The organism is Rhizobium sp. BK512, from assembly GCF_014194915.1.
Classification (GTDB): Bacteria; Pseudomonadota; Alphaproteobacteria; order Rhizobiales; family Rhizobiaceae; genus Rhizobium.
The window spans coordinates 186,265-200,063 of sequence record NZ_JACIAS010000002.1; the positions used below are offsets into that span (position 1 = coordinate 186,265).

Below are 13,799 nucleotides of genomic sequence, written 5' to 3' on the forward strand. Positions count from 1 at the left end.
TCTACTTTTCCTTCGTATTGTCAGCGTCTTCGAATTTGCAGACGTCGTCATGTAGCAACGGGCCGGACTTCATCCAGACACGTGCGCCCCCTTTGCCGACGACCGCGTCGAACGGCTGGCCGGCCGGCAGCCGCAACCATGTCCAGCAATCAAGGAGCTCGTCTTTCTCAGTAAGCTCTCCAGCCAGAACCAGAAGTTCAAGACCTTCGGGATTTTCGAGATGGATGGTGGCCTCGGGCTCCCAGTCTTCACGGAGGACGCGCTCGTCATCAGCGTCGTACAGCACGCGTGATGACACCGCACCGGATCGGGTTTCCTGTGGCACGCCTTCGCCGGGACGGCAAACGAGCCGTTCCTGATCTCCCGTCTTGAACTGCCAGAGCTTGACGAGGATCACACATCCGTCGGCGCTGCCGGGGGCATGACCCGTTCCGGGTGGATTGCGCACGTAGGTCCCGGCCGGGAAGTCTCCGGTCTCGTCCTGGAACACGCCATCGAGCACAAGAAATTCTTCGCCGCCTGGATGCTGGTGATACGAGAACCGGCTTCCCGCCGCGTAGCGCACGATGGAGGTCGCCCGAGCCTTTTCACCTCCGATCCGGAACAGCATGCGGCGGTCCACGCCCTTGATCGGGCTAGGAACCCACTCGATGCGGCCGGCATGGACAACTGCCCGCTTGGTGAGGTCTTCGTTGATCAACATGGTCAAAGCTCCGATCTTCCGCCGTCGATGACGATTTCCGAGCCAAGCATGTAGCTAGAGGCATCGCTCGCAAGGAAAAGCACGGCGGACGCGATCTCCTCGGGTTTGCCCATTCGTCCGATTGGAACCTGGCTGCCGACGCGATCGGCATAAACGCGGAATTCTTCTTCTGTCTGGTTCTTGCCGCGGTGGATCGGTGTCTCGATCGATCCGGGGCTGACCGCATTGACCCTGATCTTGCGATCCAGCAGTTCCGCGGACATCGTTCTCGCGAAGGATCGCACGGCCGCCTTCGAAGCGGAAAGTACAGCGCGCCCCGGAGTTCCGACCTTGTTGAGCCACGAGGTATTCAGGATGATCGATCCGCCTTCACGCATCATCGGGAGGACGGCCTGCACGGTGAAGAAGACACCCTTCACATTGGTGTCCATGATCTTCGAGTAGGTCGCTTCGTCGGCGGTCGCGAGCGGCGTGCCGATAGCGGTACCCGCATTCACGAAGACGATGTCGAGCCCAGTGAATTCCGCGCTGAGACGCTCGCCCATTCGCCTGAGGTCCTCGACCGAAGACACGTCTGCCTCAATGGTCAGGATGTCGTCGCCCAGTTCCGCCTGAGCCGCCCCGAGCTTTTCCGCCGAGCGACCGGTGATGGCGACGCGCGCGCCATTGTCCTTCAACATTCGTGCAGCCGCGAGACCGATTCCGCTCGAGCCGCCGGTGACGAGTGCTGTCTTGCCTACAAGTGTCATGTCCAAACCTCTCTTCGAAACCAATCCATGAACCTGCGGGCTTGTCTTGACGAGACAAACGAACAATATCGGATAGAAAGAAAATCTTTGTCGCTTTGGTGCGACGACAAGGCTGCACCCATGAGAAACCTCACCCGGCTCAAGTCCCTGCAGGCACTGGAAGCATCGGCAAGACACGGCAGCTTCGTCGGTGCGGCAACCGAACTCAACGTGACGCCCGCCGCTGTCGGCCAGCTCGTCCGATCGCTGGAAGACTGGGTCGGCTATCCACTCTTCAAGCGGTCTCGTTCGGGCGCGGAACGCCTCGCTCCGGTGGACGAGGCAAAGGAGGCCCTCGACGACATCGCGCAGGGGCTGGACCTCCTTGAGTCGGGTCTGCGGAAGCTGCGCGGCAGGAAGGCCCGCACTGTCGTCGTCGTGACGGCGTCGCAGGCATTGGTCGCCAACTGGCTGCTTGGACGGCTCGGCGACTTCACGACTGGACACCCGAACATCGATGTCAGGCTCGATGTCACGGATCGGGTGATCGACCTTGCGCAGGGCGAAGCAGACATCGGCATCCGCTGCGGGCTCGGGGACTGGAAGGGCGTGAAGTCCACGTTCCTCATGGGTGAGGAAATCATCGCCGTTTGCAATCGCTCGCTCCTCTCAGAGGACAGGGAGGTAACGCCGGGGTGGATCATGGAGCAAACGCTTATCCATGACGGCACGCCCCACCCTGGCGGAGACTTCCCTTCATGGAACGACTGGCTCGCCCGCGCCGGCGCCAACCGATCGCCAGAGGAAGCCGGGCTCAAGATCAACTCGACGGCGGCAGTAATTCATGCCGCCATCGCAGCCAAGGGCGTCGCTCTTGTGAGGAAGGCGCTCGTTGCGCAGGAACTGGTTGGCGGTCGTCTGGTCCACCTGATGCCAGACGTCCGATGGCCTGTGAAATGGGCGTATTACGCCGTCGCCGCACCGAAAGCTTTGCGCAGGTACGAGGTGACCGCATTCCATGATTGGTTGACGGCGTCAGTTGGGGCTGACGTCCGCTAAGGGTCGGATTGCGGCCATGAACCAGAAGCGGACATTGCCAGGTATCTGAAGTGGCCTATCTAATCGTCCAATGCCCTCATTTGGCGGTGGCGGGGACTGGATGGCAACGATGCTGCTGGAAGATTTGTATCGCCTGATGAAAACGGGGCATGTGCAGGCTCAGGGTGTGGTGGATACCATGACCCAGCCGGTTGTTGTCCTGGATCAGCACTTCTGCGTAACGACGGCGAACAATGCATTCATCAAGGCGTTCGAGGTCGACCGTGAGGACATCGTCTCGCAGAATTTCTTCGAGCTCGGGAACGGGCAATGGGATATTCCCGAGCTGCGACAGGTCATATCTGCCGTCATCCCGCGAGCCGCCGCCGTCATCGGCTTCGAAGTGAAGCACGATTTTCCGGCGATAGGGCAGCGGACCTTTCTCATCGATGCCCGACGCCTTGCTCATCCCGACAATAACAGCCCGAACATGCTGATCATCTTCGATGATGTTACCGAGCGGCAGCGACACGAAGCTGAAATGGATTTCATCGTCGCCGAAATGCGGCATCGATTGAAGAACCTTGCTGCCGTGGTTCGCTCTGTTGTGAAAAACACCAGGGCCGACGATCCTTATCTGGCGGACTTCAAGGAGGCGCTCCTCGGAAGGCTGGACACCACCTTTCAGGCTCAGGAGGTCGCTGCGCGCGGCGAGCCGATCGGGTACGAACAATTGTTAAGGGAAACGGTCGGACCGACGGTTGCGACCCGGCTCGAATGCTCCGGCACGCGCGTGGAACTGCAATCTTCGAAGATCGTTCCGGTCAGCATGATCATTCATGAACTCGCGACGAACGCCATAGAACATGGTTCCGTTTCCATGCCTGGCGGGAAGGTCAGGGTAAAATGGGAGCTGGAGGCCGGCGGGCGAGGACGAACCTTCCTCGCTTGCCACTGGCGTGAGGACGGAGGGCCACAGGTTTCTCCGCCCCAGCGAAAGGGCTATGGAACTGAACTCATCGAAGGTCTCGCCGCTCATTTAGGTGGAAGCGTGGAAATTACCTTTGCACCTGACGGTTTGACGGCGAACTTCAAAATTCCGATGTGAGGCGCTGTGAGCAACGTAACCAACGAAGAAGCCGAAGGCGCCTATCAAGTCCTCGTTGTCGAGGACGAGTTCCTGATAGCCGACGAGCTTCGCCGTGTGTTGATTGCTGGGGGATTTCGAGTGATGGGTCCGGTATCCTCCAATGAGGACGCGCTGGATTTGATCGATCAGGACAAACCGGACTTCGCGGTACTCGACGTTTACCTCGGCGCCGAGAAGGTGACCCCCGTGGCCCTGGAATTGCAACGGCTGAAGGTGCCGTTCGTGCTTGCGTCTGCGTCTTCCCCCCACGAACTGGCGTCCAGCCCTGTCCTTGCCGACGCAATCAACCTGGGAAAACCGACAGGATCGGGCCAGCGCATTGCGACCGTTCGCAAGCTGATCGGGTAGCTTCCTGGCCCAGGGCCATTGATCGAATGGCATCCTCTCGAACCGAAGGCGGTCATCGACGGGAAATTGCCGGCAATGAAGCGATTGCCATGTCAATTTCTCCAATCACCTGCTTGCCGCGGCCAGCATCGCCGATCACCCGTCGTCCACGCCCGCGAATGTGCTACATTGCTTCATGACAGGCTTCTGTTGCGGGAGGGATCGAGAATGCAGCGCAAGCTGGCCACGATCATGGTCGGGGATTTCGTCGGCTCCACCTCTGCGATGGAAACAGATGAAGAGGGAGCGATTACCCGGATCGATACCGTGCTCGAAACGGTTCGCACCGTCGTCCAGCGCCATGACGGCCGTGTGTTCGGCACGGCGGGGGATGCGCTGCTTGCGGAATTCGCCAGTCCCGTCAATGCGCTCCGGTCCGCCATCGAGGCGCGCGCCGAGATCGCTGCGCTTCCTGGAGCGAGCGGCGGCGACATGCGGTTCGGCCTCCATCTTGCCGATGTCGTCGTCGTCGGCTCGGACCTGCGTGGCGACGGGGTGAACATCGCCGCGCGCATCGAGGCGTCCGCGCCACCCGGCGCAATCGACGTTTCAGGGCTGCTTTACGACCAGGTGCGGCGGGTCTCGCCCTGCGGGTTCGAAGATATCGGCGAAAGACGGCTGAAGGGGATTCTGGAGCCGATCCGGATCTACCGGGTCACCGAACTGGTGGACCGCCACGTCTATCAGTTCGCTCCAACGCGCTCCGCCCCCAGCGCCGCCCAGTCTCCCCGGACCAACTCGATCGCGGTGACGCGCTTCGACGTGGCGTCTGGCGACGTTGCGGATCAATGGTTCCTGGCGGAGGGCATTACCGACGACCTGACGCTCGAACTCAGCCGCCTGAAAGGGTTATTCGTCAGTTCCCGCTCGGCGGCCGCCGCCCTGACGACGAAAGACCCGGTCGAGATCGGCCGTCTTCTCGGCGTTGGCTATGTCATCAGCGGCTCGATCCGGCAGGTGGGCGAGGACCTCAGGGTCAATATCGCGCTGACCGAGACGGGAGAGGGGCTCGTCATCTGGTCGGACCGGATCAAGCGCCCGTTTCGCGAATTGCTCGATGTGCTGGACGAGATCATCGCCCGTGTCGCGGCAACGGTCTCCGGACGCATCGAACAGTCGGAACTTGCGGCAGCACGGCTGAAGCGGCCGGAGAACATGACGGCCTATGAGTACTATCTACGCGGTCTCGACCATCACCGCCTGGTGGGCGTGGCGGATGTTCACATCCATGAAGCGATGAGCTGGTTCGAGCGGGCAATGGTGGCCGACCCCGGTTTCGGCCGTCCCTTCGCAATGCATGTCTGCTCTTGGAGCAACCTGCCGAGCTTCGACATGGACAAGGCCGAACAGCAGGTTGCACATGCGCTCGCCCTCGACCCGTCCGACCCGGAAGCCCATCGCATCATGGGCGCGATCAAGATGAAATCGGGCGATTTCGTTTCGGCCCGCTATCATCACATTCGCGCCCACGAACTCGCACCGAACGACGCCTATATTCTCGGCCGCAGCGCTGCCTTCTACGTCTATGCCGGTGAGGCCGAGCGCGCCCTCGAAATGCTCGATCGCGCCGAAACGCTCGATCCCTTCCTGCCGGTCTGGATCACCGAGGAGCGGGTGGCGGCGCTCTATGCGTTGAGCCGGTTCGAAGAGATGATGCGCGTTGCCGTGACGCTGCCGTTCCAGACCAGGCGCAAGTCGCTCTACCAGGTTGCCGCCAGCATGGCTTGCGGCAATGCCGACAGGGCCGAATCCCTGGTCCGGCAAGCGCTCTCGTTCGATCCGACCCTGTCGGCGGTCTATATCCGGATGCAGGAAACCTATGCGGACGAATCCGTCACCGAAACGCTGGTGGCGCGCAATTGCGATGCCGGCCTGCCGTTGACGCCGCGCAAGCCCGCGGCGCGGAAGAAATCGCTCTCGCTGAGATAACGATCGCCCGGGCTGCATCTGACTGCCGCAGCCCGTCTCCAAAGATCGGCGCAGGCCGCGAGTGCCTCTAGGCCTTGAGCCGGGCGAGCTGCGGGCCGACGATCGCGGCAAAGAGGCTGGGCTCGCCGAGAGCGCGGGCCGACAGCATGGCGCCATGGACGGAGGCCATCAGGATCTGCGCTTCCTCCTCGGGCGATCTGGCGAGCCGGAAGAGCTTCTGCTCTGCGCCGGCCTTCAGCACCGAGGTCAGCCAGGCGGCCAGGTTCTCGAAATGCCGGCGCACATTGGCTGCGACCGGCTCCGGCAGCATCTGCATTTCGGCCGCGAGCATGGCGCAGACGCAGAATGGCTCCGTGGCATCGAGAATGCATTTCTGCCAGTAGTTCACATAGGCCTGCAACTGATCGACAGGGCCGGGGACGTGCTCGCGCAGCGAGTTCAGGCCGGATTCGGCGCGCTGCGTATAGCGGTCGACCAGGACCTGCACGAGCTCGGCCTTGGTGGGGAAATGGTGGTGGATGCTTGCCTTGCGGATGCCGACCGCCTCGGAAATATCGGCATAGCTGAAGCCGTTATAGCCTCCCGCCACGACGAGGGACTGCGCTATATCGAGGATCTTTTCCGAAGTCGTCTGTTCCATGCAGCTTGCCTATCTGCAGGTAGGCAAGGCTGTCAAGCTGGCGCTGCGGGCTCGCTCACGCGCTTGTGTTCATCATGGCTGCGGGCGGCGCGTTTGGCGATTGACTCTCCAAAGTTATCTACCTACTAGTAGGAAGATAAAACAAGGAGCCTGTCATGCAAAACCAATCTTCCGCGCAATCGAGCTGGTTGCGATCCTACTATTTCGTCCGTGCGCTGTTCTCGATCGGCTGGATCATCGCCGCGATCCTTGCGGCCAGTCTGTCGGGAAGCCAATCGGCGCTCGCCTCGGTGCTGCTCGTCATCTATCCGGCCTGGGATGCGGTGGCGAACCTCGTGGACGCCCGCTCGAATGGTGGACTGAAGGCGAACCCCGCACAGACCTTCAACGTCGCCGTCAGCACGATCACCACGCTCGCCGTCATCATCGCCGTGCTTGATAGCACCTATGCCGTGCTCGCCGTCTTCGGCATCTGGGCGATCTTCTCCGGCCTGCTGCAGCTTTCGGCGGCCGTGCGGCGCTGGCGCATTTACGGCGCACAATGGGTGATGATCCTCAGCGGTGCACAATCGACGCTCGCCGGCGGCTTCATGATCAGCCGGGCCTATGGGACCGCGGCGCCGAGCATTCTTGACATTGCGCCCTATGCCGGGTTTGGCGCCTTCTATTTCCTGCTGTCGGCGGTGTGGATGACCGTTGCGGCCTATCGGAAGGCGAGCGTGCAGGGGTGAGGCGCGCGAGCCCCAGCCGGAATGAGAGAAAACTTCGATGGCATGGGCGCGGAGAGCCGCCCATGCCATCGTTTCCGTGGGATTCCAAAGCCGACGGTTGTGAAATTCAATGCGTACGACCCGACGCAATGCCCGCACAAGTTTATACCGGCATATGAGTGTTCAACTTTGGTGAGGGATGCGGGGGCGCGTCCCGCCATTCTGCATGGCGCCGCACGGGGGAACACGCATGACAGTCACCAGTTCGATCATGTCCGCAATCCTGCAGTCGTCGACGTACCGGTTTTCAAAGACGACGATCGAGGAGTGGCGGGCTGCCAGGTCCGGCGCCGGTGATGACCAGATCTCGGCCTATTCCAATGCGACGGTCGATGGCGGCGACGGCAGCGATTACATCAGTGCCTATGATCATGCGACCGTCAGCGGTGGCCGCGGCGACGACGTCATCGATACCTACGATCATTCCATCATCGACGCCGGAGACGGCAATGACCACGTATCCGTCTACGATCATTCGAAGGTGACCGCCGGGGCGGGCAACGACTGGGTGAGCGGCTACGATCATTCGACCGTCGAGGCCGGAGACGGCAATGACTACATCTCCGTCTATGGCGACTCCACGGTGGATGGCGGGGCCGGCAACGATGTCATCGAGACCTACGAACGTTCGGTCATAACAGGCGGCAAGGGCGCAGACCGGATACAGACCGGCGGCGGCTCCATCCTCAAATATGCCGCAGGCGACGGGCGCGATCAGATACGGGTTTCCGGCTCGGCCACCCTGCAGCTCGGCGAAGGCATTTCAGCAGATGCGGTGCAGGTCACCGTCAATGGCCGCACGGCGACCATCAGCATCAATGGCAATGCCGACGATGTCATTACCGTCGAGCTCTATTCCGCGGGATCATCATCGCTGACAATAGCGTTTGCGGATGGCAGCACGCGGCAAGTCACCGCCCAGCCGACGGGCGCAGGCGGCACACCGCATCTGCCGCCAAATTCTCAAGCCCCGATCCTTTTGCCTCCTGGCGAGCCGGCGATGTCAAAGGAAGCATTCGAAGCAATGATCCGTGACCCGAACATGTCGCAGGCGCAGAGAGAATATCTTGTCGGCGCGCTTGCGCCGGCCATTTATGGCATCCCGAGGTATGACTACTCCCATCTCGAGTGGCACTCATTGCCGCCGGGCGCGGCGCAGCCGATGTCAGCCGAGGTGAAAGCGGAACTCGCGGCCCGCGAAGCCCATGTCCAGCAGTTGAAGGCGGAATATGATGCCGAGACGGCCGCTCATCCGGAGCGCTACAATCCGCAGCCCGAGAGCAACGACATGTATGAGACCAATGTCGCAACATTGCCTGACGACGCCATCAAGCCGCGGATCGACTATATCACCTACCTCATTCAAAGCGGGGAGGCCGAGAAATACTCGTTCCATTCCGGAAATGGTGACCAGACCACCAGTTCCATCCACCAGTATCTCTACTGGCTGCAGCAGCGCGCTCGGGAACTGGAAAGCGATGGTGTCTATTCGCCCGGCATGTTCGGGTAAACGGGGGCCGAAGGGGGCTAGACTTCGGACCTCGTATACCTCCCTCAGTCCTGTGCTTGCCACAGAATGAGGGTGAGGATGATGGGCTGAGTGCTCAAAGCAAGCTCTTCATTCGAGGAGATGTCGATAGACGATTGTCGGTTTTCTCGCACCCCGGTTGGCAAACCGCCCCCTCAGCGGCTAATCTTGCGCCACCCCACCTTCGGCCGCCGCTTCCCACGCCCGGCCGCACCATCACGAGGACATCATCATGAGCACCATCGAAGCCGTCGCCGAAGAGGCCAAGGGCTGGCGCCGGCATATCCATCAGAATCCGGAGCTGCTGTTCGATCTGCCGGAGACGGCAGCCTTCGTCGCCGGCAAACTTGCGGAATTCGGCTGCGATGACGTCACGACCGGGCTTGCCAGGACCGGCGTCGTCGCCGTCATCGAGGGCACCAAGGGCCCCGGCAAGACGATTGCGTTGCGCTGCGACATGGATGCGCTGCCGATGTCGGAGCAGACCAATCTTCCCTATGCCTCTGTTAATGCCAACCGGATGCATGCCTGCGGTCATGACGGGCACACGGCCATGCTGCTTGCCACCGCAAAATGCCTTGCCGAAGTCAGGGATTTCTCCGGCAAGGTCGTGCTGATCTTCCAGCCGGCGGAAGAGGGCGGCGGCGGTGCGCGTGTCATGATCGAGGAAGGGCTGCTTGAGCGTTTCGGCATCGACGAAGTCTACGGCATGCATAACGAGCCGGGCCTGGAGATCGGTTCCTTTGCCACGCGCGCCGGACCGTTCATGGCGGGTGCGGATCGTTTCGTCATCACCATCAACGGCAAGGGCGGGCATGCGGCAGCACCGCAGATGACCCGCGATCCCGTTCTCGTCAGCGCCCATATGGTGACTGCGCTGCAATCGATCGCCTCGCGTTTTACCGATCCCTTCGATCCTGTCGTCGTTTCCATCACCTTCTCGGAAGCGGGTAACGACAAGGCGCTGAACGTCATTCCCGCCTCCGTGCGCCTCGGCGGCACGATCCGCACCATGCAGGCGGATACGCGCAAGGCCGTCGAGCAGCGGTTCCGCGAGATCGTGCATGGCACGGCGAAGCTGTTCGAGACGGAAGCCGAGATCGACTGGCGGCCGGGCTATCCGGTGACGGTCAATGATGCCGGCAGGACGTCAGCTGTCGTTGCGGCGGCTGCGCGGGTAGCCGGCGAGGAGCGGGTGGAAGCGGCCTACGTGCAGTCGATGGGCGCTGAGGATTTCTCCTACATGCTGGAGAAACGGCCGGGCGCGATGATCCTGATCGGCAACGGAGACAGCGCGGGTCTGCACCACCCGGCCTATGATTTCAACGACAAGGCGATTGCGCACGGGGTGCGCTACTGGATGTCGCTGGTCGGACAGGAGCTCGGGGGACGCTGAGGCGGACTGGGGTGGAGAGGAGCGTAGTTTCCTCTCCCTCATTTCTGCGTCCCTGGCGCCGGCGCCAGGGATATCAGAGAGGCCAGCCACCGCGCGTCCGTGCGGCGAATGACGCCCGACATATGCGGCAAGCGAAATAATCTCTCCTGCCCAAGGACTTTGGCAGGCTGGATCCCTGTGACAAGCACAGGGATGAGGGAGAGAGGAGGCGGTCGGAGAGCCTGTCCCTCACAACCACTTCGGCACGTCGACCCGTTGAAACGCCCTCAGGTCTCCAATCAGCCCGGCCGCATCGGCATTCACCGAAATCGAATAGCGATGCGCCGACGGCAGGAATTTCGTCTCCACCATGTGGTCGATGAACTTGAGAAAGGCATCGAAGAAGCCCGCAGAATTCAACAGGCCGACGGGTTTATCGATCTCGGAGAGCTGGTTCATCGTCCAGACCTCCATCAGTTCCTCGATCGTGCCGATGCCGCCGGGCAGCGCGATGAAGGCATCGGCGAGCTCGGCCATGCGCTGTTTGCGCAGGCGCAGGGTTGGCGTGATTTCATCCGTCGTGAGCTTCGGGTGCGAATGGCCGCGCTGATGCAGGCTTTCGGTGATGACGCCATGCGCCGTGCCGCCGGCCTCGAGCACGGCATCGGCGACGACGCCCATCAGGCCCTTGGTCGTTCCGCCATAGACGAGGCCGATGCCCTCGCTCGCCATGGCCCGGCCAAGCGCGCGGGCGCCATCGGCGAAATCGTCCGTTGCGCCGAAGTTCGATCCGCAGAATACCGCGATGGACTTGATGGAGCGTGTCATGATCGGTCGCCTTCCTGTGTTTTAGCTGACACGCAATAGCGGCCAGTCGCAGCAAAGGAAAGCGGTCAGGAGGCTCGGTCCGGCATCAGTGCCGATATGCACAACCTCGATCTGCAGTGTCAGTCCGACGCCGGCGTTGGGCCTACCGATCGGTCTCAGTTGCGGCCACCGGCAGCGAGACGGAGAAAAGGGCGCCGCCGCCATTGTGGTTGGCGGCGCTGATATCGCCGCCGTGGTCGAGGATGATGGACTGGCAGATGGAGAGGCCGACGCCGACGCCGTCCTGTTTCGTGGTGTAGAAGCAGTCGAATATCCGCCCGAGATCGACGGCTGATATGCCGTCGCCGTTGTCGCGGACGGAGAATTGTATCCTCTGGCCCGAGGCGCTGGTGGCGATCTCGATGCGGCGCGGCCGCTTGCCGCTGCTGACGACGGCCTCGATGGCATTGAGGAGCAGGTTGACGACAACCTGCTGCATCTGGATGCGGTCGCCGAGGAAGGCGGACAGGCCGGGAGTGCAGGCGACCGAAATGCGGATCGCGTGCATATCGGTCTCGTGGCGGACGAAGGACAGCGCATCCCCGATGATCTCATTGAGGTCGAGCGGCTTTCGTATCGTCGCCTGGCCGCTTGCCATGCCGCGGACGTGCTTGACGATTTCGCTCGCCCTATGGGCGCTCGCCGCCATGCGCGCGGCAATCTCCTTGAGCTTGGTGATGTTCGGCTCGTCACGTGACAGATGCAGCCTTGCGGTTTCGCAGTCGGTGACGATCGCGGCAAGCGGCTGGTTGACCTCATGGGCAATCGAAGTCGCGAGCCTGCCGAGCATGGAGAGCCGCGCCGTATGCAGCGGGTCGGCCTCGCGCTCGCCGGGTTGTCTCCGATCGGTGATATCCGTGAGCACGATGAGCAGCGGTTCGGGACTTTCGGCCGAAGGGAAGGTGACCGAGAGTTTGACATCCAGCATGGCGCCCTTGAAGCTGCGCATCTTCATCACCTCCGAGAAGAGCTTCGTCCCCTCGAACCATGCGCGCATCAGTCTCCTGCCGGTCTGGGGCGATAGGGCAAACAGATAGCTTGCCGGCCCCTGCAGGTCGTCGCACGAGGATGCCTGCAAAAGGGAAACGGCCATCTCGTTGGCGTCGCTGACGAAAAGGCCTGCCTGCGAAATGCCCGCCGTGAGAAAGTGCTCGGCATCGCCCCTGGCCTTCGATCCGGAAAGCAGTGCCCAGAGGCTCGTGGGATCGAGCTGCAGGACCGGGACCGGAAGATGATGGATGAGGGCTGTAGCGTGCGTCTCGCTGCGCGCACGCCTTGCCGGCAGATCGCCGTTAGCGCCGCCTTGGATGACGACGATCGGCGGCTGCGCGACAGAGCGCTCGCCATGTCTGGCGTCATCCCATCGAGCAGCGATGTTCCGCGCTATCGGCGTGTCGGCCATTTGCCCTTCCTATACGCTCAGCCACTATGTTTCAGGCCGGATGTTCCGGCGGGTGCAATAGTTTGTCCGAGACAATGCCTCTTCGTTGCGGACGCGCGCGTTCTGCTGGCGCGCATCCACCTGCGGCCGCCATTGGCGGCACCATATCGGTCATGATAGTAGCCATCAGGCTGAATAGAGTCGAAGCCAAGGTAAAGCGGGGCAAAGGGTGGCACAATGCCCGCTTCCGGCAACAGGGTGTTGCGCTCAGTGGAACATAGATGATCGACCTGGATGATATCAGAAGCTTCGTGGCGGTGGTCGAAAGCGGCGGCTTCAATCGCGCCGCCCAGAGCCTCGGTGTGTCCAAGTCGATCGTCAGCCGGCGTATCGCGCGCATGGAGACTGATCTTGGGGCGCGCCTGATAAATCGCAGCACGCGCGGTATCAGCGCCACGGAGGCCGGGCTCGAATTCAAGGCGCGCTGCGGGCGCATTCTCGCCGAACTCGAGGAGGCGCGGGATGCGGTCGCCACCTATGCCGGCGGCGATGTTACCGGGCGCCTGAGGCTCGCCGCACCGCTTGCCTTTGGGCAGCGCTATCTCGGCCCCATCCTGACCGAGCTTGCCGGCCGCCATCCGCGCCTCGAGATCGATGTCTCCTTCTCCGAGCGCGCCGTCGACCTCATCAACGAACATTACGATGCGGCGATCCGGCTCTTCGAGCTGCGCGATCCCTCGCTGATCGCGCGCCGCATCGCGCCGGTCAGGCCCTTCATCGTCGCCAGCCCCGATTATCTCGCCCGCAACGGTCGCCCCGAGAGGCCCGAAGACCTGCTTTCGCATGACTGCATCATCTATTCCGGGCGCCATATTCCGGAATGGAAGTTCCGTGCCGGCAAGCGCATCGTGTCGATCCGCCCGAATGGACGGCTTCTGACCGATAATGCCGAGGTGCACCTGGGCTGGACGATTGCCGGGCTCGGCGTGGCGGAACTGCCGTCCTTCATCGTCTCCGAAGAGATCCGCAAGGGCACGCTCGTGCCGCTTCTGGTCGAATATTATCTGGACGAGGGCGCGATCTACGTGGTGCGTCCGCCAGGGCCGCATGTGCCGGCCAAGGTGCGGGCGCTGATCGAGATCATGCTGGAGCGGCTCGGCGGGGAGGGCAGTGCCGCCTATCCCCCGGTTCTGCAGGCGGGAGAATAGGCGGCCCTGCCGTCCCGGGCGCTGCTGTTTCGGGAATTTCGTTACCGTTATAACACAAGGCGCCGACACAGGTTTTCGGCCAGTTTCATGCAAGC

The 13,799-nt window shown here is 62.1% G+C and carries 13 protein-coding genes; 8 read left to right on the forward strand and 5 right to left on the reverse strand.

What is annotated here, in order from left to right; genetic code table 11:
- Window position 1: 1 nt before the first annotated feature.
- Both FHX06_RS06825 and FHX06_RS06830 read right to left on the reverse strand, forming a co-directional pair.
- On the reverse strand, window positions 2-703 hold the full coding sequence (locus FHX06_RS06825; RefSeq protein WP_112546636.1) for a cupin domain-containing protein: 702 nt from the start codon (window positions 701-703) through the stop codon (window positions 2-4).
- A 2-nt stretch (window positions 704-705) separates the two neighbouring features.
- Window positions 706-1,452, reverse strand: a complete 747-nt coding sequence (locus FHX06_RS06830; RefSeq protein WP_112546705.1) for an SDR family oxidoreductase — start codon at window positions 1,450-1,452, stop codon at window positions 706-708.
- Window positions 1,453-1,572: 120 nt separating this feature from the next.
- Between FHX06_RS06830 and FHX06_RS06835 the strand changes: the two genes are divergently transcribed.
- The 4 genes from FHX06_RS06835 to FHX06_RS06850 all read left to right on the forward strand — a co-directional run bounded on the left by FHX06_RS06835 (window position 1,573) and on the right by FHX06_RS06850 (window position 5,935).
- Window positions 1,573-2,490: a LysR substrate-binding domain-containing protein gene (locus FHX06_RS06835; protein WP_183878638.1), complete on the forward strand. Its 918-nt coding sequence runs from the start codon at window positions 1,573-1,575 to the stop codon at window positions 2,488-2,490.
- Window positions 2,491-2,590: 100 nt separating this feature from the next.
- Window positions 2,591-3,577 (forward strand): HWE histidine kinase domain-containing protein, encoded by a 987-nt coding sequence (locus tag FHX06_RS06840; RefSeq protein WP_312866462.1) that lies wholly within the window; start codon window positions 2,591-2,593, stop codon window positions 3,575-3,577.
- Between the two features lie 6 nt (window positions 3,578-3,583).
- Window positions 3,584-3,967, forward strand: a complete 384-nt coding sequence (locus tag FHX06_RS06845; protein ID WP_183878640.1) for a response regulator — start codon at window positions 3,584-3,586, stop codon at window positions 3,965-3,967.
- A 207-nt stretch (window positions 3,968-4,174) separates the two neighbouring features.
- On the forward strand, window positions 4,175-5,935 hold the full coding sequence (locus tag FHX06_RS06850) for an adenylate/guanylate cyclase domain-containing protein (protein WP_183878642.1): 1,761 nt from the start codon (window positions 4,175-4,177) through the stop codon (window positions 5,933-5,935).
- A 67-nt stretch (window positions 5,936-6,002) separates the two neighbouring features.
- Here the strand turns inward: FHX06_RS06850 and FHX06_RS06855 are convergent, their stop codons facing one another.
- Entirely contained in the window at window positions 6,003-6,575 is a 573-nt protein-coding gene (locus tag FHX06_RS06855) for a TetR/AcrR family transcriptional regulator (RefSeq protein WP_113203177.1), read from the reverse strand.
- A 155-nt stretch (window positions 6,576-6,730) separates the two neighbouring features.
- Here FHX06_RS06855 and FHX06_RS06860 point away from each other — a divergent pair, with 155 nt between their 5' ends.
- From FHX06_RS06860 to FHX06_RS06870, 3 genes are all read left to right on the forward strand, one after another.
- On the forward strand, window positions 6,731-7,306 hold the full coding sequence (locus tag FHX06_RS06860; RefSeq protein ID WP_112546641.1) for a DUF308 domain-containing protein: 576 nt from the start codon (window positions 6,731-6,733) through the stop codon (window positions 7,304-7,306).
- 229 nt (window positions 7,307-7,535) lie between these two features.
- Window positions 7,536-8,855: a calcium-binding protein gene (locus FHX06_RS06865; protein ID WP_183878644.1), complete on the forward strand. Its 1,320-nt coding sequence runs from the start codon at window positions 7,536-7,538 to the stop codon at window positions 8,853-8,855.
- 250 nt (window positions 8,856-9,105) lie between these two features.
- Window positions 9,106-10,269, forward strand: a complete 1,164-nt coding sequence (locus FHX06_RS06870) for a M20 aminoacylase family protein (RefSeq protein WP_183878646.1) — start codon at window positions 9,106-9,108, stop codon at window positions 10,267-10,269.
- 228 nt (window positions 10,270-10,497) lie between these two features.
- Here the strand turns inward: FHX06_RS06870 and FHX06_RS06875 are convergent, their stop codons facing one another.
- The gene (locus tag FHX06_RS06875; RefSeq protein ID WP_183878648.1) at window positions 10,498-11,076 is read right to left on the reverse strand and encodes a TIGR00730 family Rossman fold protein; all 579 of its coding nucleotides are present in this window, start codon (window positions 11,074-11,076) and stop codon (window positions 10,498-10,500) included.
- Window positions 11,077-11,218: 142 nt separating this feature from the next.
- On the reverse strand, window positions 11,219-12,517 hold the full coding sequence (locus FHX06_RS06880) for a sensor histidine kinase (protein ID WP_183878650.1): 1,299 nt from the start codon (window positions 12,515-12,517) through the stop codon (window positions 11,219-11,221).
- A 260-nt stretch (window positions 12,518-12,777) separates the two neighbouring features.
- Here FHX06_RS06880 and FHX06_RS06885 point away from each other — a divergent pair, with 260 nt between their 5' ends.
- Window positions 12,778-13,704 carry a LysR family transcriptional regulator gene (locus FHX06_RS06885; protein ID WP_183878652.1) on the forward strand — a complete coding sequence of 309 codons (927 nt, stop codon included), beginning with the start codon at window positions 12,778-12,780 and terminating at the stop codon, window positions 13,702-13,704.
- The last annotated feature ends 95 nt before the right edge of the window (window positions 13,705-13,799 follow it).